Origin of the sequence: Cytobacillus dafuensis (assembly GCF_007995155.1) — a bacterium.
GTDB classification, from domain to species: Bacteria; Bacillota; Bacilli; order Bacillales; family Cytobacillaceae; genus Cytobacillus; species Cytobacillus dafuensis.
The window spans coordinates 982556-1005030 of sequence record NZ_CP042593.1 but is presented as its reverse complement, the minus strand read 5'-3'; the positions used below and the strand labels follow the sequence as shown (position 1 = coordinate 1005030).

21 protein-coding genes and 1 pseudogene are annotated in these 22475 nt (G+C 36.8%); 7 read left to right on the top strand and 15 right to left on the bottom strand.

What is annotated here, in order from left to right; all coding sequences use genetic code 11:
• Nucleotides 1–117: 117 nt before the first annotated feature.
• Complete coding sequence (locus FSZ17_RS04950; protein WP_057775994.1) at nt 118–1020, bottom strand: glutamate biosynthesis transcriptional regulator GltC; 903 nt, start codon at nt 1018–1020, stop codon at nt 118–120.
• A 183-nt stretch (nt 1021–1203) separates the two neighbouring features.
• On the opposite strand from FSZ17_RS04950, the gene gdhA reads away from it, so the two are divergent.
• The gene (gene gdhA, locus FSZ17_RS04945) at nt 1204–2586 is read left to right on the top strand and encodes an NADP-specific glutamate dehydrogenase (protein ID WP_057775995.1); all 1383 of its coding nucleotides are present in this window, start codon (nt 1204–1206) and stop codon (nt 2584–2586) included.
• A gap of 71 nt (nt 2587–2657) precedes the next feature.
• On the opposite strand, the gene FSZ17_RS04940 is transcribed toward gdhA, so the two are convergent.
• Nucleotides 2658–3854, bottom strand: a complete 1197-nt coding sequence (locus FSZ17_RS04940) for a class I SAM-dependent rRNA methyltransferase (RefSeq protein WP_057775996.1) — start codon at nt 3852–3854, stop codon at nt 2658–2660.
• 150 nt (nt 3855–4004) lie between these two features.
• On the opposite strand from FSZ17_RS04940, the gene FSZ17_RS04935 reads away from it, so the two are divergent.
• From FSZ17_RS04935 to putP, 3 genes are all read left to right on the top strand, one after another.
• On the top strand, nt 4005–4328 hold the full coding sequence (locus tag FSZ17_RS04935) for an ArsR/SmtB family transcription factor (protein WP_057775997.1): 324 nt from the start codon (nt 4005–4007) through the stop codon (nt 4326–4328).
• 42 nt (nt 4329–4370) lie between these two features.
• Nucleotides 4371–4607, top strand: a complete 237-nt coding sequence (locus tag FSZ17_RS04930) for a hypothetical protein (protein ID WP_057775998.1) — start codon at nt 4371–4373, stop codon at nt 4605–4607.
• 167 nt (nt 4608–4774) lie between these two features.
• The gene (gene putP, locus FSZ17_RS04925; RefSeq protein ID WP_057775999.1) at nt 4775–6256 is read left to right on the top strand and encodes a sodium/proline symporter PutP; all 1482 of its coding nucleotides are present in this window, start codon (nt 4775–4777) and stop codon (nt 6254–6256) included.
• Between the two features lie 51 nt (nt 6257–6307).
• Here putP and FSZ17_RS04920 read toward each other — a convergent pair whose 3' ends face one another.
• From FSZ17_RS04920 to FSZ17_RS04865, 12 genes and pseudogenes are all read right to left on the bottom strand, one after another.
• Nucleotides 6308–8236, bottom strand: a complete 1929-nt coding sequence (locus tag FSZ17_RS04920; RefSeq protein WP_057776000.1) for an ABC transporter permease — start codon at nt 8234–8236, stop codon at nt 6308–6310.
• Entirely contained in the window at nt 8208–8987 is a 780-nt protein-coding gene (locus FSZ17_RS04915) for an ABC transporter ATP-binding protein (RefSeq protein WP_057776001.1), read from the bottom strand. The genes FSZ17_RS04920 and FSZ17_RS04915 overlap by 29 nt, the downstream gene beginning before the upstream one ends.
• Nucleotides 8988–9264: 277 nt before the next feature.
• Nucleotides 9265–10332, bottom strand: a complete 1068-nt coding sequence (locus tag FSZ17_RS04910; protein ID WP_057776002.1) for a sensor histidine kinase — start codon at nt 10330–10332, stop codon at nt 9265–9267.
• Nucleotides 10332–11030 (bottom strand): response regulator transcription factor, encoded by a 699-nt coding sequence (locus tag FSZ17_RS04905; protein WP_057776003.1) that lies wholly within the window; start codon nt 11028–11030, stop codon nt 10332–10334. The genes FSZ17_RS04910 and FSZ17_RS04905 overlap by 1 nt, the downstream gene beginning before the upstream one ends.
• A gap of 99 nt (nt 11031–11129) precedes the next feature.
• Nucleotides 11130–12338, bottom strand: a complete 1209-nt coding sequence (locus FSZ17_RS04900) for a DUF418 domain-containing protein (protein ID WP_057776004.1) — start codon at nt 12336–12338, stop codon at nt 11130–11132.
• 287 nt (nt 12339–12625) lie between these two features.
• Nucleotides 12626–12721, bottom strand: a pseudogene (locus tag FSZ17_RS04895) (aldehyde dehydrogenase family protein); the annotation flags it as partial.
• A gap of 75 nt (nt 12722–12796) precedes the next feature.
• Nucleotides 12797–14326, bottom strand: coding sequence for a flavocytochrome c (locus FSZ17_RS04890; protein WP_057776006.1), 1530 nt, complete (start codon nt 14324–14326; stop codon nt 12797–12799).
• 14 nt (nt 14327–14340) lie between these two features.
• Nucleotides 14341–14940, bottom strand: a complete 600-nt coding sequence (locus FSZ17_RS04885) for a cytochrome c3 family protein (RefSeq protein WP_057776007.1) — start codon at nt 14938–14940, stop codon at nt 14341–14343.
• A 19-nt stretch (nt 14941–14959) separates the two neighbouring features.
• Entirely contained in the window at nt 14960–15418 is a 459-nt protein-coding gene (locus FSZ17_RS04880; RefSeq protein ID WP_057776008.1) for a cytochrome c3 family protein, read from the bottom strand.
• A gap of 16 nt (nt 15419–15434) precedes the next feature.
• The gene (locus tag FSZ17_RS04875) at nt 15435–16982 is read right to left on the bottom strand and encodes an FAD-binding protein (RefSeq protein ID WP_057776009.1); all 1548 of its coding nucleotides are present in this window, start codon (nt 16980–16982) and stop codon (nt 15435–15437) included.
• Nucleotides 16983–17337: 355 nt separating this feature from the next.
• Nucleotides 17338–18030, bottom strand: a complete 693-nt coding sequence (locus FSZ17_RS04870) for a response regulator transcription factor (protein ID WP_057776010.1) — start codon at nt 18028–18030, stop codon at nt 17338–17340.
• Nucleotides 18031–18033: 3 nt separating this feature from the next.
• On the bottom strand, nt 18034–19911 hold the full coding sequence (locus FSZ17_RS04865) for a sensor histidine kinase (protein ID WP_057776011.1): 1878 nt from the start codon (nt 19909–19911) through the stop codon (nt 18034–18036).
• Nucleotides 19912–20174: 263 nt separating this feature from the next.
• Between FSZ17_RS04865 and FSZ17_RS04860 the strand changes: the two genes are divergently transcribed.
• The 3 genes from FSZ17_RS04860 (at nt 20175) to FSZ17_RS04850 (ending at nt 21528) form a co-directional block, all read left to right on the top strand.
• Nucleotides 20175–20606, top strand: a complete 432-nt coding sequence (locus FSZ17_RS04860) for a hypothetical protein (protein WP_057776012.1) — start codon at nt 20175–20177, stop codon at nt 20604–20606.
• A gap of 157 nt (nt 20607–20763) precedes the next feature.
• Nucleotides 20764–20973 (top strand): twin-arginine translocase TatA/TatE family subunit, encoded by a 210-nt coding sequence (gene tatA, locus FSZ17_RS04855; protein ID WP_057776013.1) that lies wholly within the window; start codon nt 20764–20766, stop codon nt 20971–20973.
• A gap of 180 nt (nt 20974–21153) precedes the next feature.
• Nucleotides 21154–21528, top strand: a complete 375-nt coding sequence (locus FSZ17_RS04850) for a rhodanese-like domain-containing protein (RefSeq protein WP_057776014.1) — start codon at nt 21154–21156, stop codon at nt 21526–21528.
• A 157-nt stretch (nt 21529–21685) separates the two neighbouring features.
• Here the strand turns inward: FSZ17_RS04850 and tatC are convergent, their stop codons facing one another.
• Nucleotides 21686–22471: a twin-arginine translocase subunit TatC gene (gene tatC / locus FSZ17_RS04845; protein WP_057776015.1), complete on the bottom strand. Its 786-nt coding sequence runs from the start codon at nt 22469–22471 to the stop codon at nt 21686–21688.
• Nucleotides 22472–22475 lie beyond the last annotated feature (4 nt).

Here is a 22475-nt window from a genome sequence, read left to right as displayed (position 1 = left end):
TTAGGGTTTTTCAGCCCGTTAATCTGTGATAGATTGGCAAAAATAATAGAGCCTGTTTTGAATAAATGATTGTTCAAAACAGGCTCTTAATATTTTATTCGCTTAATCATTTTCTTCTCATTTTTGGAAATCACCTAGCATGTTGAAAAATTCATTCAGGAACTCGTGGAATAGCTTCGCGGTTGGGAGCATTTCACGATCGTTTGGAATGATGACCCCTACCGTCCTTGTAACTTGTGGTTCAACTGAGATTTTTACTGTATGGCGCGGCAAGCTGTCAATTAACGTTATTTCTGGAATTAGCGTTACACCAAGACCTGCTGAGACTAAGCCTTTTATCGCGTCAATATCCTCTCCTTCAAATGTCACATACGGTTGAAATCCTTGCTGGTGGCAGGCATTCATTGTAATTTCACGTAGAATATATCCTTTCGGAAACAATACAAATGAATCATCCCGCAATTGGCTTAGCTTTACCGATTTCCTATCAGCTAAAGGATGTCTTACTGGCAATAGAGCAACTATTTTTTCGGTAAATAAAATGTTTCCCAACACTTTTTTCTCATCTTTTGGCACAGGACCAAGAAGCGCCATATCGATTTCACCTTTTATTACCCCATCTATTAAACTTTGATAGGAGCCCTGACGTAATTGATATTTCACTTCTGGATGCTTTCTGCTAAATGCAGAAATGGCAGTTGGCAGTGTATAGGCAGCAAGACTGCTTGGGAAACCAATGCGAATCGTCCCCTTTTCTGGATCTAGATACTCATCCACCTCCCGTTTCGCATTTTCAATCACATTCATCGCTTCCTCCATGTGTCCAAGAAATATTTTTCCTATCGGAGTCAACCGAACATTTCTGCCCTCACGGATAAATAAATCCACCCCCAGCTCAGCTTCTAAATTAAAAATCTGCCTGCTAACCGCTGATTGTGCAACATGCAATGCAACGGCAGCCTCTGTTACATGTTCTCTCTTCGCAACCTCCATAAAGTATTGGATCTGCCTTAATTCCAAATGACTCACCTCGCCCATTAATCTCATGACGGCATGATTCTTATCTAATATTCATATTGTTTAGATTATTTTTTCATTATAAAATTTCCTTATGAGAAAATCCATTTATTTTAATAATTATTCATTATTAATATTATTTCACTTTGCTATTTACACATTTTATATAGAGGGGATTTGATAAATATGCAAACTTTAGAGGAAGTGAAACAGAACGAGTCCAGAGCTGCGATTGATTATGTAAATGAAATATTTGAAAAGGTGAAGATTAGAAATCCTTTTGAAACTGAGTTTCATCAAGCTGTTGAAGAAATTTTTGATTCACTCGTGCCTGTTTTTTCAAAGCATCCAAAATATATGAATCAAAATATCCTTGAAAGAATCGTTGAACCTGAGAGAGTCATCTCTTTCCGAGTTCCTTGGACAGATGATAAGGGAAAAGTACAGGTAAATAGAGGATTCCGAGTCCAGTACAGCAGTACGCTTGGTCCCTATAAAGGTGGCATCCGTTTCCACCCTACAGTCAATGCTAGCATCGTTAAATTCCTCGGCTTTGAACAAATTTTCAAAAACTCCCTAACAGGACAGCCAATCGGTGGAGCAAAAGGCGGCTCAGATTTCGATCCAAAGGAAAAATCAGATGGTGAAATCATGCGTTTCACACAAAGCTTTATGACTGAATTATTCAGGCATATTGGCCCTGATACCGATGTTCCAGCTGGAGATATCGGTGTCGGGGCAAGAGAAGTCGGCTATATGTATGGACAGTACAAAAGACTGCGCGGCGCCTATGAAGCAGGAGTTCTAACTGGAAAAGGGCTTGGATATGGAGGAAGCTTAGCACGTACGGAAGCAACAGGCTACGGTCTTGTTTACTTTGTCGAAGAAATGCTAGTTGACAAAGGACTTAGCTTTAGCGACAGCACTGTTGTCGTGTCTGGCTCGGGAAATGTTTCTATATACGCTATTGAAAAAGCGATGCAATTAGGTGCTAAGGTTGTTGCTTGCAGTGACTCGAATGGATATGTTTATGACAAAAACGGACTTAATCTGGAAACAGTCAAGCGCTTGAAGGAGGTTGAAGGTAAACGAATATATGAATACGTGAATGAACATCCTCATGCTCAATATGTGGAAGGCTGTTCTGGTATTTGGTCCATTCCTTGTGACATCGCTCTTCCGTGTGCGACTCAAAATGAAATAGATGAATGCTCTGCTAAAATACTGGTTGCGAATGGAGTCAAGGCACTTGGGGAAGGAGCCAATATGCCATCCACATTAGCTGCGATCGATGTATTTCTGAAAAATGATATTCTTTTTGCACCTGCCAAAGCAGCTAACGCTGGGGGAGTATCGGTTTCTGCCTTAGAAATGGCCCAAAACAGCGCAAGAATTGCATGGACATTTGATGAAGTGGATGAGAAACTTCACATGATCATGACGAATATTTATCGTCAAAGTGTCAAAGCTGCTGATGAATATGGCTATCCAGGGAATCTCGTTGTGGGCTCGAATATTGCCGGCTTTATTCGTGTAGCCGATGCCATGATTGTACAGGGTGTCGTTTAATATTTGTTCAAAATACAAATTAGGATGTAGACCGTATTCTATTTAACATACGGGCTGCATCCTAATTCATTTCATGTCAACTTCTTAATAATCGCCACTTTTAAGTAATTGCCTTCTTGAAATTCCTTTTTCGTCTTAAAATCCTCTGGGAGACTAAATTCCTCAAGAATTTTGTATTTTATTCCTCTTTTATTAAATGCCTTCTCAATGAAGCCTTTAAATTTACCCATGTTAAAAGTACTGCAATTTGTAGAAGCAACAATAATTCCATTTTTCTCTGTTATTTGAATTGCTTCCTCAAGAAGACCTGTATAATCCTTTCCAGCACTAAATGTATGTTTCTTTGAGCGTGCAAAGCTCGGAGGATCGAGAATGACCATTTCAAATTTCAGTTGCTTCCGAACTGCATATTTAAAATAATTGAACACATCTTCGACAATGATGTCATGCGCTTCATAGTCAATGCCATTTAGACTAAATTGCTGAATCGTCTTACTTTTGCTGCGGTTTGCAAGATCTACACTAGTTGTCTTTACTGCACCACCCAATGCCGCAGCTACTGAAAAGGCACCTGTATAAGAGAAGGTATTTAATACTGTTTTTCCTTTTGCGTATTTGTCCCGAATTGCCTTTCGAACATTCCTTTGATCTAGGAATACTCCCACCATTGCTCCGTCATTCAGATATACAGCAAAGTTGATCCCATTTTCTTTTACTATTAAAGGGAAAGCTGCACGTTCTCCAGTGACGAAATCATCATCTTCCAAATAGGTACCCTTCATTGCAAAACGTTTTTTTTCATAGATCCCTTTTACTTCTGCCACATTAAGCAGCGCTTCTATCACTTCATTTTTAAAATGATAAATTCCCTCGCTGTACCATGTAACTAAATAAAACCCTGCAAAGAAATCAATGGTCAGCCCGCCAATCCCGTCGCCTTCCCCATTAAAGATACGAAAGGCCGAAGTGTCTGGATCATCAAAAAATATTTTTCTGCAATCCATTGCTTGTTTTATTCTTCTCTCAAAAAAAACCTGGTCAATTTGCTCCTGCTGATCTCTGCTTAAGATCCACCCTATCCCCTTATTCTGCTTACCATAATAGCCTTTGGCTATAAATCGATTCTTCTCATCAAAAAAGCTAATGATTTGCCCTTCAGCAAGACCATTTGGAATATTGGCAATGCAATCCTCTGTGATGAGAGGATTGCCAGATTGTAAACCTTTAACAAATGTTGATTTCACTTTTAAGCACTCTTCTTTTTTCATTTGTTCACCCAATCATTTCTTATACTATCTTTCATTAATGATCTTAACACTTGAGAGGAATTCCACCAAATATATTCTGTTTTACAAAAATACTAGAAAATTTTATTATCCTGTTGCAATTTATTTATACATGTAATAAAATTATTACATATGAAAGATATACTATTTGGCGACGAGTTGTTAAAGACACTTGAAGCATTGTCTAATCCATATCGGATCAAAATTATCGGCATTCTCCAACAAGAAAGGCAATATGTTAGTCAATTAGCTCGGATGTTAAGCATTAGCAGACCCTTGCTTTATTTACATCTACAAAAGCTAGAGGATGCAGGGCTAATTAAAGGTCAGCATGAAATTTCTGATTCCGGGAAGGCAATGAAATATTACGAACTAATTTCTTTTAACATTCCGTTAAATGAGGAATTAATCGCTAAAGCTGCAGAAAGTATCACAATAAAAAATCGAAAGGATTAAATTATTTAAGGTAAAGAAGATTATTTAATTATGGAGGTTCTTATGGGGGATATACTTTTTCAATTATTTGCATTTGGATCATTACTCATCCCTTTGCTCATTACTATTCTAATCATCATTTTTGTTATTCGGATTGTACGAAGGATGGAATCAAGAGCTGATGAAAGACTAAAGTTAGACAAAGAGAACGCTGTATATCAGCAAGAACAAATGCAGGCAATTAAAGAACTAAATAACCGCTTAACTAATATTGAAAATATGCTTAAAGAAGTTGAGTGAGTGTATAATAAAAATAGTGCGATTCTTTAATGGAATCCACTATTTTTATGTTGTATATATTATTTTAGAAAAATTTTACATCGTTTTTTTTATTATTTAATGTTAGAATATTTATAGTTTTAATCCTATTTTTATAAATTCAAATTTCAAAAAATGGAGGGATGTAAATGTCAGATACAGGTCTTCAGCTCATTTCGATTTGCGTTTATATGGCGATGATGCTTTTTATCGGCTGGTACGCATATCGAAAAACGAGCAACCTTACAGATTACATGCTTGGGGGCCGTTCACTCGGGCCTGCAGTAACAGCCTTAAGTGCAGGAGCAGCAGATATGAGCGGCTGGTTGTTGATGGGTTTACCTGGAGGCATATATGTAAGCGGTTTAGCAGATGCTTGGATTGCTGTAGGTTTAACTGTTGGAGCCTATTTAAACTGGCTTCTTGTTGCACCTAGATTACGTACCTACACTCAGGTTGCAAATGATTCCATTACTATCCCAGGATATCTTGAAAATCGTTTTAAGGACTCAACAAAACTATTAAGAATTGTTTCTGGACTTGTTATTCTTGTTTTCTTTACTTTCTATATTTCATCCGGAATGGTTGCAGGAGCAGTATTTTTCCAAAGTTCCTTTGGTTCAACCTACCACACTGGACTCTTAATTGTTGGCGGTGTTACTGTTGCCTATACGTTATTTGGCGGCTTCCTAGCGGTAAGCTATACAGATTTTATTCAAGGGATAATGATGTTAGTTGCCTTACTTCTTGTTCCAATATTAGCGTTATCTCAAACAGGTGGTTTTAGTGGGACATTTGATACGATTCGTGAAATTGATCCGACTATGCTTGATTTCTTCAAAGGTACAACAACTTTAGGTATTATTTCTGCATTGGCATGGGGCTTAGGCTATTTTGGACAGCCTCATATTATTGTCCGCTTTATGGCTATTAGTTCTGTTAAAGAAACAAAAAGTGCTCGAAGAATTGGAATGGGCTGGATGATTTTCTCATTAATTGGAACAATTTTCACAGCTTTAATTGGACTAGCCTTTTTCCATCAGAACACCCAATATACATTAGACAATCCAGAAGCTGTCTTTTTAACATTAGGACAGATTCTCTTCCATCCTTTATTTGCTGGATTCTTATTAGCAGCCGTTATGGCAGCAATTATGAGTACGATTTCTTCACAATTGATTGTTACGTCAAGTGCATTAACTGAAGATTTGTATAAAATTTTGTTTAGAAAAAATGGAACCGATAAAGAGTATGTTTTCTTTGGCCGTATGGCTGTATTAACGATTTCACTAATAGCAGCAGTACTCGCCTTTGAACAAAATGATACAATTCTTGGCCTAGTTGCTTATGCATGGGCAGGCTTTGGTGCGGCATTTGGCCCGGTTATCCTTCTAAGCTTATTCTGGAAAAAGATGACCAATTGGGGTGCCATTGTTGGTATGATTGCTGGAGCTTTAACGGTTATCATTTGGAAGAATGTTGGCCTTGGGGACACATTATATGAAATCGTTCCAGGCTTTGCGATCAACTTAATCCTTTCATACGTTGTCAGCTTGATTACGTATCGTCATAATGAAGAAATTGAAAAAGAATTTGATGAAAGTGTACGCTTGTTGAAAAGCGAATCTTAATAGATAAATCCTCCTTTTTTCAAAAGGAGGATTTTTTTTGAAATATCAGCTCTATTTCTGAAGAATTTTTCTCATATAAATGGCTCTCGTAATAAAAAAGTATACAAACTGGAATACCAAATAAAAACCAATTGCAATTATCCCCGTATTAAAGACAGTTGGTGCGCCTAGTGCTACACGTGCGCTATTAAAGGCAAAAAAGGTGTGTACTGTCCCAACGACTACTGGTAAGAAAAATAGGATCCCCATTTGCACCGACACCGAACGCCTAACCTCTCCATCTGTCATGCCCAATTTCCTCATGATCGCAAATGCTTGCCGGTCCTCATCAATTTCTGTCATCAGCTTGAAGAAGATTAAGCTTCCAGACGCAAGGAAAAACAGCATCGAGATAAAAAGTCCGATAAATAAGAGAAGATTATTTCCCATTTTAATATCAAGATAGTTTGTAAAACCATCATAAATAGAAATTGTTGCGTCTTTCTTTTGATTCATTAAGTCAGTTAATAAATTGCTTGCATTTGTTAAATCGCCGAAATAATAATCATGCAGGACAAGCTGCTCCTGACGCGGAAAGACACCCGCCCATTTCTCAAAGATTTTATCATCGGCGACAAGAAGAAATGCATTTCCACCATCCTGACCCCGAATGAATGTTACTTCGTATATGGATGACTGGATCTCGATTGTATCCATTCCTCCAGCAATTGCAATCTTCATTTCCTTTTCTTCATACTTAGGCGGATGATAGTTTTTTCCTTCCGATGGATCAAACGGAGAGATAGACACAGCTTTTCCATCATTGATATTTAGCGGCTCAACATGTTTCATCTGTTTAGCTCGTTTATTATAATCACTTTCTGACATGATCCACATCGGGGAGACTTTTTCATCTCGAAGTGTAACCGTTGATGGCAAAACAACCGTTTTATCATAGTGCTTTATTTCTACCTCATGCTCCTTTGCAAGAGTAGACACTTCATCATACGAATCATTTTCTTTCTCATCCAACCCTTTTTGCAAAATAATCAAATCCTGTGGACCGCGGATGGCAACTCCAGAAAAATGATTAAACCAAATAAGAAGCCCCATACTTGAAGTTACGACTGCACTTAAAATGGTTGCTATGCTTAAAATTCTCGCATTATCCTTGATTTTAAAAACAAGCATGCTGATTGTTGTCATATTCGTTTTTTTCCAATAAAGTGAGGAGGAATCCCTCAATCTATACAATACAGCTGTCGATAATTGCCCAAATAATAGATACGTACCTAGAATGACTAGCACTAAAATGGGAATCATCGAGAAGAAAAGAATGACTAAGTTTGATACTGCCGCTAGTGCATACCCTCCTATTAATAGTAGAACGCCTAGTATAACAAGCACAAGTGAATATTTTGGTGGCTGCTTCGGTTTTTTAGAAGCCTTAATGAGTTCAATAATTTCACTATTTCTAATTTCCTTCAGTCCAATAAGGGTAATGAATTCAAATAAGGCAAAAAACACGATAATCGTTGTCATGATCGCTTTTAGTGGAACAATAAAAGCAAGTGGTATTTCTGGCTGTAAAATCGCATTAATCCCCATAAAAAACAGCTTCGAAAATAATACTCCAAACAAAATGCCAACCGTAATCGCACCAATTGAAATGATCGTAAACTCAAAAAATACAAGCTTCGCTATCTGTTTATTCTCAAGCCCTATTAGCTTCAAAAGTCCAAATTCCTTCTTCCTAGACTTCATGAAGGCAGAATTGGAATAAAGGACAAAGAAAACAGTAAAAAAGACAATAACAATCTCACACGAAATTATTAGTATCGTAATGATTTCGTGAATATTCTGCCCTTCCACACTTGGATGAAAGATAAAAGCAGAAAATAAATAGAAAATAAAAACCGTGAATGTGCTGCTTAAAAAATACGAGCTATATTTTTGGAAGTTTCCTTTAATATTACTTAGAATGAGCTGACGAAATGTCATCAAAGGAACCTCCCAGCATCGAAAGAACATCAAGGATTTTTTGGAAAAAGGCTTGTCTCTTTTCTCCTCTATAAATTTCCGTATACGGTTTCCCATCTCGAATAAATACAATTCGATTGCAATAGCTTGCTGCAAACGGGTCATGAGTTACCATTAAAATGGACCGTCCTTGCTCCTTATTTAACTTCTCCAATGCCTCCATTAAAGACTGGGCAGCCTTTGAATCCAGGTTTCCTGTCGGTTCATCTGCAAGAATCAGCTCAGGATTATGAATAAGAGCTCTTGCTGCCGCTGTTCTCTGTTGCTGGCCACCTGAAATTTCATAAGTCCTTTTAAGTAATATTTCACCAATTCCAAGAACTTCTGTAATGTCAGCAAGCCTTTTCTCCATTTCTTTTTTTGGCATACTTTCGAGCACGAGAGGCAGCAGAATATTTTCCTTTACCGACAAAGTATCTAGTAAATTAAAATCCTGAAATACAAATCCAAGCCTTTTCCTACGAAAAAGTGCCAGTTCTTTATCATTCAGCTGCCTTGTATTCACACCATCGATTTCTACCGTTCCTGCTGAAGGCTTGTCTATCATAGCTAATATATTTAATAGTGTTGATTTACCGCTTCCAGACGGACCCATTATCCCGATGAACTCACCTTTTTCAACTTGAAGATTGAATTGGTCAAGAGCGTGGTGAGAATAGCTCCCTTTTTTGGATGTATAAACTTTCGTAATATTGGTTGCTCGTAATAGCATGTTCCATCCCCCTTGTCATATCATTAAGTCTAATTTAAACAAAAAATAGTCTTGTCACTATCGATAAACATGACAAAGAAAGAGAGAAAGATGACAATCTTGTCATCTTAGGCTGTTGTCAAACGCTCGCTTTCTTCGTTACTCACCTTCCTGCGGTGCTCATTACCCATCCACGGTAACTCCGCTCCTCGTAAGGCTTCGTGCCTTGAAAGACAAGCGTTTTCAATCAGCCTGAAAAGGTAATATACTTTGTTTACCCTCTGAGATGATAATCTTGTCACCTTTCATCACGTGCAAACTCATAATAATCAAATGATTGTTGAAAATGAAGCTCAACCACTGTCCCTTCATTTTCAACTGAATGAAGCATAATCGGATGATGTAATTGATCACAAATCCGTTTCGCTAAATAAAGCCCCATTCCCGTTGACTCCTGCAGCCTTCGGCCATTTTCCCCTGTAAAAAAAGGATCAAATACTCTAGGGAGGTCCTCCCGTTTGATTCCGATGCCTTTGTCTGTGATTGTCAGCTTAATTTTATTTTCAGTTAACTCTATTGCTATTTTTATATACTTAGAGTCTTCGCTCTTATTCCCATGTGAATACTTTAATGCATTATGTAATAATTGTTCCAATACAAAGGTCAGCCATTTTTTATCAGACTCAATCATCATTTCCTCATAATCTGTTTCAAGCTTTGGAAAAATACGATAGCGTATAAAGGTTTTACGTTTATCATGCAAAATAGAGCGAATAAACGATAGCAGTTCAATTTTTTCAACAGAAAAATCAAGCTCGAATTTTTGCATGCGAATAGTTGAAAGCATCATTTGTAATCCATCTTGCAGCTTCAATGTTTCTTCATCAATTTGCTCTAATAGCTCTTCCTTTGTCCATTCCTCTTCTTCCTCAAGCATGAGACGAATAACTGACAAAGGTGTCTTCATTTGATGTGTCCACCGATTCGTAAAATAATAGTTTTGCTTTTGCTGTTCCTCATACACATACAACTTCTCAGCATAATCTTGATAAGCCTCTTCACAAAGCTGTTTAAACACTTGCTGTTCTCGCGTTACTGCTGTCATTTTTAAAAATGATTGAAGGTCGGCTTCTTTTGAAGCATTGTTTAGTCCAACATAAAAAGGTCTCTGTCTTAAGTAATCTATAAACAAATAAATCAAAAGCAAGACAATAGATAAAAGGCCGATATAAAAAAGATTACTAGTAGAAATAGATACTCCACTTTCGAACAATCCTAGCTTGACGACTAGCAGAACGAGAATGATAGTAATAAAGTAAACAATCACATAGGCGAACCTATCGAATAAAAATTGAAAAAAGCTCATTATGGCCGCCTCCAGCTTTTTTTCAACATATATCCTTGTCCGCGCATCGTTTGAATCGCATCGTGAATCCCTATTTCATCAAGCCTTTTACGAGCTCTTCTAATATTTACATTTAACGTATTGTCATCCACAAGATCGATTTCATCCCAAATAGCTTCCAAAAGCTTATCTCTTGAAACAATTTTATCAGCTTTCTTCGCTAAACAATCAAGCAGGCGAAACTCCTTTGGGCTGCACTCCGTTTTTTCTCCATTATATTCAATGATATTTTTATCTCGATATAAGAATAGTCCATCCATTTCAAAGACATTATGATCTGATGGAATCGCATAATCTCCATAAGTTCTGCGGATGACACCCTTCACTTTCGCGAGAAGAACCTCAAGATGAAATGGTTTCGTGATATAGTCATCTCCACCGTTTTCAATGGCAAATACTTGATCCATCTCTCCTGAGCGAGCTGATAAAAAGATGATAGGTATATTCGATAATCCACGGATTTGTCTGCACCAATAAAAGCCATCAAAGGAAGGCAGATTGATATCTAATATAACAAGATCAGGCCGATATTGAATAAACTCTTGCTTAACACAATCAAAATCCTCAGCATAATGTGCATCATAGCCATACTTCTTAAAATATTGACAAATAATCGAAGCCATTTTGCGATCATCTTCCACAACATAAATTTTATACATACTTTTTGATACTCCTTTCAGCCTGACTATTATTATTTTACAATACAAAAGATATAGAAGCTGAAAAAACTCGCCAAATTGGCGAGCTATACTCCAAGACTATAATTTTTTTAGAAAAGGTTGTGGTTTTAAATAGGTTATCATACGCCAAATCCATTCAAATGGTCCGAATGCAAAGCATTTAACCCAAAAATGGCTGATTACCATCTGAATGGCAAAAATTCCGATTGTTAGCAGAAACCCGTTAAATGGATTCACCTTTCCATATAAACCAAAACCATAGTTATAAAAAATCAAGGTTCCAATTATTGATTGCATAAGATAATTCGTAAAGGCTGTTTTTCCAACAGCTGAAAATGGGAGCAATAGTTTTTTCATCCGAGTTTTATTAAACAAATAGGTAATCGATGTTATATAAAAAAGCATCATGAATGGAGCACCAATTAAAATACAGATTTCCTGACCTTTTAAACCAAATAAAAGATTTGCAGGCACACCGATCATGAATCCTAATATCCATATTTGCTTTAAAACTTTACGTTTCTCTTCAGGCTTATGTAGAATTCTTGCTTTCGCCATGGCCGCTCCGACTAAGAACATACTAAAGTATGGCAGCGAAGAATAAAAATATAAAAGTGGACCTGAAAGCATGCCATTCATTGACATATACATCATGCGATCATGTATACGCTGCTCAGCAATGTCCATGAAGCTTCCATTCCCATACACCTCTAATGCTTGCTTTGCCTCCCCCTCCATTGATTGTTGCCACTCTTCCATCCCAGGCTGTGCAGCTGAACCGAAACTTGATAATACAAAAGGTAAAGCAAACAGTGTGTAAAAAAGAATAGCCCAAATCACTAATGTCCTTGCCTTAGCCTTCCTAAAAAGCAGCAGAACAAAGCCAAGTAAGGCATAATCCATTAAAATATCGCCATCCCAAATAAGAAAGGCATGTATCGCTCCGAATAGAAGCAAGGCCAGCAATCTACGAATATAGACGGGTACGAATCTTCTGTTTTTTTCTATGGCCCGTTCCATCATCACAACCATGCCGAAGCCAAATAATAAAGAAAACAGCAATATAAATTTCATTTGGATAAAAATATCCAAAAGCACACGAACAATATGATCAGCAGTATTCCATTGTTCGGTAAAAAAGTTTTCCTTTCCAACCATCGATAAATATACATCAGGATAACTAAAGTGTGCCATATTCACTAACAATATTCCTAAAATGGCAATCCCCCTCAGCACATCCACAATCTGAATGCGTTTATTCTGTTCCACCGGCTGCAATGTGTTCAATCTAATCACTCTCCTAAACTCGCATTTCTGTATCAAATCTTAATGAAGTTTGACATTTCGAGAAAGTGAATTAGATTACAAGGGTAGAGGAAAATCTTACAATATTGTCATAATACTAACTTATGATTTTCTTTTATCATAAACTGCAATTTTTTCGCCGCCTATTTGAATGATGATAGCAATTAAAGCGAGTACTATGATGTAGCAAACCATCCCTAATGTTGAAAAGCTTATGCTATTAAAACGCGAAGCCAACCAGATAATATAGAAGGTAAAGAAGGTAATGTTTCCTTTAAAATTTCAAAGAGCTTTGTAGGGGTAAGGAGAGTCACTTCAGATGGCTTATAAACAATTGTGTTTCCTGCAGCCAGTACAGGTGCAATTAGTCCAAACATATATTGAAAGTTATTAAAAAGAAAGGAGCTGTCCACTCGCCGGACAGCTTCTTTTCTATTCATCTATAGATCTATTGGCTTCATCGCTGAAACATTATCTCCAGAAATGAGACCAAACGAACCGCAGTCCGGCATTGAGCATGCTGTTAACCGCATCGCTCCATGAACTCCACCAGTTACTTCTCCCGCAGCAAACAATCCTTCAAACAACTCGCCAGTTTGACTATTAATCATTTGTGCTTCTTTCGTAATTCTTACTCCACCAGGTGTATACGTACATTTTGGTGTCAAGCGCATTGCATAGAAAGGAGCTTTCTTCAATGCTGCTCCATTCATTTGCGTAAAGTCCTTTCCAAACTCTTTGTCTACCCCGCTATCAATCGCAGCATTATAATCATCGACTGCCTTCTTCAATATTTTCGGTTCGTATTCAAAGAATTTCGCTACTTCTTCAAGCGTATCTAATTTATACATCGTTCCTTCATATCCATTTTTCGCTTCCATACTCAGTGTGAATCTCTGTTTATCATGGAAATTATCTGCACCTGTTTGGTCATATATTAATAATGGTGCTTTTCCATCAAATTTTTTCTTTTCTTTTAGAATCGTCATCCCAATCGTATTACGATTTCCAAACTCATTAACGAAGCGTTTGCCTTCTGGATTGATAAGCATTCCCCACATTAAATCCTCTGTTGGGATTGGGTACGCTAATCGGAATAAAGATAAGTTCACGGCTTGTGCACCATGCTTCATTAGCATTTTTAATGTTCCAGAACGAGCACCAGGATTCGCATCACTATTCGTCCCTGCAAGAATATCTGACTCAGCTCCTAATAGCTTTTTGTCGCGACAATAGCCTCCACTTGCGAAGACAATTCCTTTCCGGGCACCAATATATTTCACCTTACCCGTTTTATTCGTCTCATCATCATGCTCAGGATCATCAAAGTTGAAATAGTAATTTTCCCGTACTTTAAGCCCAATCGCACGTCCATCTTTAAATACAATGTCGTCTACCTTGCAGCGTTTACGCATCGTAAGCCTGTCTGAAAGATTTTTTTGAATATAATCATGCAAAGGTCTAATGACATATGCTCCGCCCCCTGCCCAAACAGCCCTAGCAACGGAATGTCCGCCAAGCTGTTTGAACTGCTTGAACACAATCCCTCTGTCCTTTAAAAAATGATAGAATCGTTCCGTCGTTCTTGCAACCGTAAGAGCCAATTCTGGATCACCATAATCATCTGATACTTTTCTCATATCTTCAGCCATCAGCTCTGGACTATCTTTTATACCTTGTGCCTTTTGTTCATCACTTCCGACACAAGAAAAATTCAACCCGCTAACAAGTGAAGTTCCACCAAAAATGTTCATCTTATCAACAACAAGCACTTTATTTCCATGTTCAGCAGCAGTGATCGCTGAAGTCGTTCCAGCGATACCACTTCCGACAACTATTACATCAAATACTTCATCAAACTTCACATCTGTGTTTTCCTCAGCATCGACTAAAGGTGCAAAACTAGAAACTGAGAGAGCAGTGGCTGTTGCAGACATAGCACTAGCTTTTAAAAAGGTACGACGATCCATCGTTATTCCTCCTTCTATTCCTCATTTGGGTAGGTGTCCATATCAATTAATTCATGGCGTAATTCCCCGTTATGACCTACATCTGTATGGCAGGATACGCACTCTATCTTTGTATCCGTTCCTTTTTTGCTTAAATAATAAGTGTGCATTTTCTTTGCCTTCTCATTATCTGTTTTTAAATTACCGCTTTCTATTTCTTGGTGGCAGGAGATACAGCCACTAGAATAGACAAATTCTTCTCTATTTTTACGATTTTCATAGTATTCTTTTTCAGAGTAATTTCCAGTGAGGTGCTTAACAACCTCTTTTGTACCTGAAACAACTTTTGCTGCCACATAATCAACTGATGAATCCTGTGGTAAGTGGCATGTAGTACAATCTGCCTTCACACCAACTGCGTTAGCTCCACCATGCGTATCACGTTCATATGTTTCAACAAACTTTCCCATTTCATGACAGCTGCTGCAAAATTTCACATCTCCTGTTGCATGAATGACCTCAGTAAACAGGAAAGCAAATAAAATGGTTGCAAATGAGGTAACGAGCATCGTTGTATAGAGACCCGCTTTTCCTTTAAAAAAACGCTTTATGTTTAATCCTTTTTTCTCATTCATTTTCTTTGACCACCTTTCCTTACGGAGTATCTTTCATCCAAACTTTTGTATCATGGCAGTTTGCACAATAGTTTGTCGATGGTTTATGTTCGCGATGGCAAGTAGCGCAATCTAAATCTTCCTTGTGGTGAAATCCATCATGTGGATTCACTTCATTTTCATCCAAAAACGATGTGCGTTCTGCCACTTTTTTAGAATCACCATGGCAAGTAAAACACTGTTCATTTTCCATAGGGGGAACTTCATTCGGATCTTTAAAATCACCATGGCAAGTGACACAATCAAACCCTAATTTTTCATGTTGCTCATTATTTGAAGGATAATCTGCTTTAAGATCCATAAGTTCAGCTGCTGATAAAATTGTTTCAGGCATTTTAACATCAGTTTTTTTGCTACTTTCATCTGTATTCATACCCTCTATTAAAAAGGCAATACCGGCAATCATTACGACGCCTAGTGCAATTAATAATTTTTTCATGTTTGTCCCTCCCTACTTAACCAAGATCGATTGCTTCCATTTTAGAAGCCTGTTCGCCTGCGATTATGCCATACACACCACAATCAAGCGTGTTAAGTCCCTCTAATATTTGCGCACCATGGATTCCACCTGTTACTTCCCCTGCAGCAAATAGGCCTTTAAATGGCGTTTCGTCAGCGATTCTAAGCACACGAGCTTTTTTATCAATTCTGAGACCACCCGTCGTATAATTAAGCTCAGGTTCGACTTTTATTGCATAAAATGGGGCTTTCTTTATGGCTGCACCGTTTAATTGGTCAAGCATTTTCATAAACTTCTCATCTTTTTTAGCATCAATTGTGCTATGATATTCAGAAATTGTTTTCTGCACTGTAGCTAACGGGAGCTTAAATTCATTGCTCAGCTGCTCAATTGAATCAAACTTTTTAATGGTTCCAGTCTGTGTCGCTGCGTCTCTTTTTTGCTTGTCAGATATTAAATCAAATCCTGTTTGATCAAATAGACATACTGGTGCTTTTCCTTCATTTTTATTTTTTGATTTATAAGCAATGCGTCCAAATTTACTTGGATTGCCCTCGTCCGCTAATCTTTCACCTGCTGCATCAACCATTAATCCATAATAAAAATCACGCTCATACAAAGGATAGGCGAAATGGTATAACGATGTATTAACAGGATGAGCTCCTTTTAAAATCATTGATTTCAACAAACCAGCTGTCGCTCCACGATGGGCGGAAATAGACATTTCTGATAACCCACCGAAATATTTTGCTTCTCCTGAAATAAATGTCTTATCAAAAGCAAAGCCACCATTTGCCAAAATAACGCCTTTTCTAGCTCCGTAAACTTTTTCTACCCCTGTTTTATTTAATAGATCATCATCATGCTCATTTGAACAAACATAATGTTCTCGAACCTTTACACCAACAGCGCGCCCATTATCATCAATTAAAACCTCATTAACCTTAATCTGTTTGCGAATGCTGCATTTACCATTTAAATATGAATGCAATTTTTCAATTACTTGTTTGCCTCCGTTACTTAGCCATAACGTCCGAGGTACAGAATGCCCTCTAACATCCTTTAGCAGTTCAAATTTAATACCGACCTTTTCCAACAAGGTATAAAAATCAATACTATTTTTGATCATCTTCATTACTAATTCAGGATTTCCATAGTTCTCGGCAATTTTTTGGATATCCTTATCCATAGTTTCATGACTGTCTTTTATGCCTTTTTGTTTTTGTTCCTTACTTTCTGGACAAGCAAGATTGAAATTTTGATTGATTGAACTTCCCCCTAGGAAATCCATTTTCTCGACCATTAATACCTTATTCCCTTTTTCCGCGGCAGTAATGGCGGCAACTGTACCAGACAACCCACTTCCTACAACGATGACGTCGAATAGTTCGTCATACTTAAAGCTAGTTGGTGAGGATTTTGCCGTTTTTTTTGTATCCTTCCCTAATACATTTATAGGTACTAGTCCTCCAGCAGCCAGTGCGACACAAACAACTGCTCCCTGCTTTAATAATTCAAGACGAGTCGTTTTTTCTTCCATCATTCTCGACACTCCTCTTTGTGAATTTTTTCACAATTTACTATATGTAAATATCATAATAAATTGCTCCTTACATCCTCATAACAACTCCTGTCAAAGAAATTACAAAAACATTACAGTCAATAAGCTGTCACAAACAGAAAAACGGAAGCCCCTTGGTCATCGACGTATGATCTGGACTGACCTCGACTGAGATGTAGGAAACACGACGAGTGATAACGAGTCAATGTTGACTTATCGTATGACTAGGCTCTAGGCGCTGAAGCTAGACAGTTCTCCAACTTCAAAGATACGAAAAAAAAAAGCACCTCCTTGTGGAGATGCCCTTACAAATGTCGAGTGAACGACTAATTATTTTCTAATCAATCATATATCCAACACCTGGATACGTCACAATATATTCTATTTTATTTTCCCCGTTCGACTTTCTTAATTTTTGCCTTAGCCTTGCAATCGTAACCCGTAAATAGTCAATATCGTTTCGATATTCTGGTCCCCATATTTGGGTTAACAATTCTTCATGAGTTATAACTTTTCCTTGATTACTAGATAGATAGGCGAATAGCTTGTATTCTGTATTAGAAACATCTGTCTCATTTCCATCAACAAAGATTCGCCTTTTTTGAAAATCGATTTCTAAGTTTTTTATTTTTTTTGAGGTGTTAATCACAGTCGGTTGAGACTGGTTTCCTGTTCTCCTTAGCACAGCACGAATACGAGCATAAAGCTCATCCAATGTAAATGGCTTCGTCATATAATCGTCAGATCCTAAATCCAATGCAGTGACTTTATCAGCAGCATCATGGCAAGCTGATAGCATAATAATTGGAACATTCGTAAAAGAACGTAAAGCTTCAAGTACTTCAAATCCGTCAATTTCCGGCATTAAAATATCAAGGAGGACTAAATCTGGCATGATGCAATCATAATCTTCTAACATTTCATATCCGTTTGTATAGGTGAGAACATCGTAATTTTGCGACCTCAAATTCGCAGACACAAGTCTTAAAATTTTTGGCTCATCATCCACAATCATTATTTTTTGCTTCATGATTTACTTCACCTGCTCATTTTTAGGTATTACAATCGTAAAGGTACTGCCCTTATTTAATTGACTTACTACTTTGATTTCCCATCCGTGGGCTTCTATAATCCCTTTGCAAATAGCTAAGCCTAGACCAGTACCGCCTGTTTTTCTTGTGCGTGAAGCATCTACATGGAAAAACCTATCGAATATTTTCGGAATATGTTCTTCTGCTATTCCGATTCCATTATCCTTGAAATCAATATAAATGGACTCTTTATCCTCATATACCCTAATAAAAATAGTCGGGTTCCCTTTGCTATAGCGGATTGCGTTCGTAATAATATTCCTAATAACTTGTTCAACCCTTTTTATATCAAAGGCCACTATATGCTCCGATGCTTCACATCGTTTAAAAACAATCTTCGCTTCGGTGTACGGAGGTTTTTTTAAACCTTGAATGACACCTTCAATAAAGGAGCCAATCCTCATCTGTTCATTAATAAGCACTAGAGCGTTAGAATCTATTTTGACAATATCAATCCAATCACTCGTTAGCTGCTCTAATCTTTGAATATCGTCTTTCATTCCAAGCAGAATTTCATCAATAAAATCCTCTTCCCACTCGATATCTTTCCTAAGTAACGTTTCTATGCTCCCACTTAATGTTGTTATTGGAGTCTTAAACTCATGAGAGGTAAATGAAATTAGTTGGTTTTTTAAACGATCAATTTCCTTTTCCTTCGTTATATCCTTTACTAAGCCTTCCGTTCGTTCCGCAATTCGTCTTTCTAAATCAAGGTTTAGCTTAATTAGCTCCTCTCGGTTGCGAAAAACATTCTTTCCCATTTCATAAAAGCGGTTCAAAAGTAAATTAAATTCTTTTGCCGCGTTCGTCATTTGGATTTTATCAAAATTCTCTAGAGAAAATGATTTACGTTCAATGGCTGCCGAGTATTCAATTAGAACATTAATTGGATCTAGCATTCTTTGAGCTAATAATTTTGCTAAGTTTTGTGTAAAAATAAGGGTTGCAACTAGCACAATCCCTAAGAGGATCATCGCATTACGAATACTTTCTGTTTTAAATGAAGTCGGCTGCGAAACATAAACAACCCAATTCAGTGACGGAATCTTTTCAAAGCTTAAATATTCATAGCGATGATTGACAGTTGAATAGAACTCCCCATCTCCGAGCAATCGATCTTCAAAATGATATTGCTGCATGAGATTTTTCAATTCATAGTTTTTACTAATTAGCGGCAGAACGGGATGATAAATGACTTTATGATCTTGGTCTTCCACAACTGGATAAGCCCCTATTCCATAATCATAGTCAATAATGATTTTTTTTAATGCTGTTAAATCCAACGTCCCAAGAACATAACCCTGAAATTGACTTTCTTGTAAAATAGGCGCTTCTATCATAATAAGCGGCTTTTTCGAATGCCTCCCTAAAAGAATGGGAGTAACAACTGTACGTTCTGTCGCTTTTATTTCTTTAAAATGATCTCGATTGCTAATATCTTCACCTAACAAAAACTCTCCCTCTTGGCTATTCCGTGGATATGAAGCAATAATCTTCCCGTCGCTATTTCCAACATATAATTCGATAAAACCAGGGAGTTTTATTTTTCCACCTTTTAAAAGCATCGTCATATAGTCGATACTCCAATTTTGCGATTGTGAGAGATTATAACTAATTGATTCAATATAGTTCACATGAAAATTCACATACGTTTCAACGGATTCAGCAAGGCGTTGAGTCGCATACTTTTGGTTTTTTGAGGATTGAGTAATAAAATCGGTCATTTCAATACTATGAAAAATTCCAAGGATACTAATCGGGAGAATAGTCACGATAATGAAAATAATTGTTAGCTGTTTTTTTATTGTCATATTGTTCATGTCCATTATCCTTTTTCATAGTCATTTAGCATTACTAAAGATAGTATAAATAAAAAAATGCATATGTACTCAAATATCATTGAACACATTATGAAACTTTGGTCAAATTCGTTGTATAAGGTTAAAAGTTTCATAAATTCGTTGGAAGCTTCATAATAATAATCTATTTTTACATTATATAATTTCCTTAAATTATGTATTCAACAACTTGAAACGATATACACTGCGAAAGGAATCTACTATTTGATGAGGATGAGAGACGAATGAAATACATTCTTAATCTGAATAAACACAGCAAGATAATCATAGCGGGACTCGGATTATCCATTATTGGCTTCGTCACTGTTTTTTTAGGGAACGATTCAGAAGGTGTTGTGACCTATGAAGAATATTTACAAGCAATTCAAGAACCTTATCAAAATTTATATAAAAATCTGCATTCTCTCCCGGAAAAACCAGCAAGTGAAGAGATTCATCAAATTTATGACAAATTCGAAAGAGATATTAGCAAAATAAAAATTTCTACCGATGCCGAAAAAAATGTACGCGCTAATTATCAGCAACTCACGAACTTACCAACAATATGTAGAGAAGACTACGAAAAGTCTCCATATAAATACTCAACCCTTGTTGGTCAAGCAAGCAATGTGAAGATGGTGTTAGATTATATTGAAAAAAATCAATCGTTTGATTGATAAATAGAAACTCAATTAATCTGCGAAAAATTTAATCAAAACATGTGACTATTAGCATATCCTTATCATCCATAGAGGTTTATTATATTAGTAATACAATAATTGTTTGATAAAATAGGCAAACAGTCTATTCAAACGATAAAAAGGAGAGACAATTATGCTATCTAACATTGGGATTCCCGGTTTAATTATTATTCTCGTTCTAGCACTAATTATTTTTGGACCTAAAAAACTTCCAGAATTAGGACGTGCAGTAGGACAAACATTAAGAGAATTTAAGAAATCAACTAAAGGCTTAATGGATGAGGAAGCAGAGGTTGTTAAGGAAATTAGTAAGACTACGACTGAAAGCATGAAAACAATTTAATAGAACGATAATGTAACATAGCTTATTCTAATATGGTGTTCAGAAGTTCCCCGTAACTTTTGGATGCCATTTTTTTAAATGAAGAGATTAAATTTTGCAAACTTAGGCATTTCATTATAATTGATTTTGGGAAGAGGCATGTTTATTTGACCAAATTAATAAACAACAAGGGTGAAAATGATGAAAAAGAAGCTTTTTCTATTACTGGCATTATCTTTATTACTTGCACTTACTGCATGTTCAAGCAAGGCTTCATATGAGAATATTGATAACGAAGCAGCAAAAAAATTAATTGAAGATAATAAAGTAGAAGTCATTGATGTTCGAACACTTGAGGAGTATGCGGAGGGACATATCCCCGAATCTTCACTTTTACCACTTCAAGAGCTTGAGACACGCATTTCCGAACTTAACAAAGAAAAATCGTATCTATTAGTATGTCGTAGTGGTAACCGCTCTGGCCAAGCTGCACAAATATTAATAGACAATGGTTTTACCAATATATACAACTTAAAAACAGGCATGAATGAATGGCCTTTTGATGTTGTAAAATAATACACACAGCTATCATGAGCATCTGCTCATTCACTCAATTCCTAAAATTAGGAACTGCGTCGAATCATCTTCTGCGCTGGCAATTTATACTTTCATAATGTGTAAAAAAACAGTCAGTGCATATATCGCACCGACTGTAAGCATAGATTGGTCCATACTAACTATTTTCATTCGATTGTTTTTCTCTCCGAATTTCTATTCTGCGAACAAGATAGATACTCATTTCATATAACAGAGCCATTGGCACAAGTACAATCAATTGGCTGATGAAATCGGGCGGCGTAATCAGCGCCGAAACAACAGCGATAACTAAGTATGACCATTTCCGAACTTTAATTAATGCAGCTGCTGACAGTACATCTATTGAGTTCAAAAACAATACAATAATTGGAAGCTCGAATAAAAAACCTAAAGGAACTGTTGTCATGATAAGAAAATGTACGTATTCAGAAGCAGACACCATAATATCAAAATTCATAGCTCCAAAATTAACAAGAAACTGATAGCTTAATGGATTGACGACATAATATCCGAAGGTTAAACCTAATATAAATAAAGTAAACATGGCTGGTGCATAAATGCCTAAAAACCTAACCTCTTTCGAATTCAAACCTGGTTTTACAAAAGTCCAAATGAAATGAATGAAGAAAGGCAAGGAAAGACCAAGTGATAAAGTGACACAAATTGATGTATAAAGCTTTATCACTTGGAATGGTCCAAGCACTACGAGATCATTTCCCCTCGTTACATAGGGGAGCCACCAATTAATAGTCGAAAATACAATGACCAAAAAGAAGATGAACACACTAGCACTTTTTATGAGTTGCTTTCGTAAATCAGCCAAATGATCTGTGAGTGATCCTTCTTTTATTGCTCCTTCTTTTATCTTTTTTTGAGATAATTCAGCAACTGCATTCGCTTTATGCTCTTGGTATGGATCCATACAA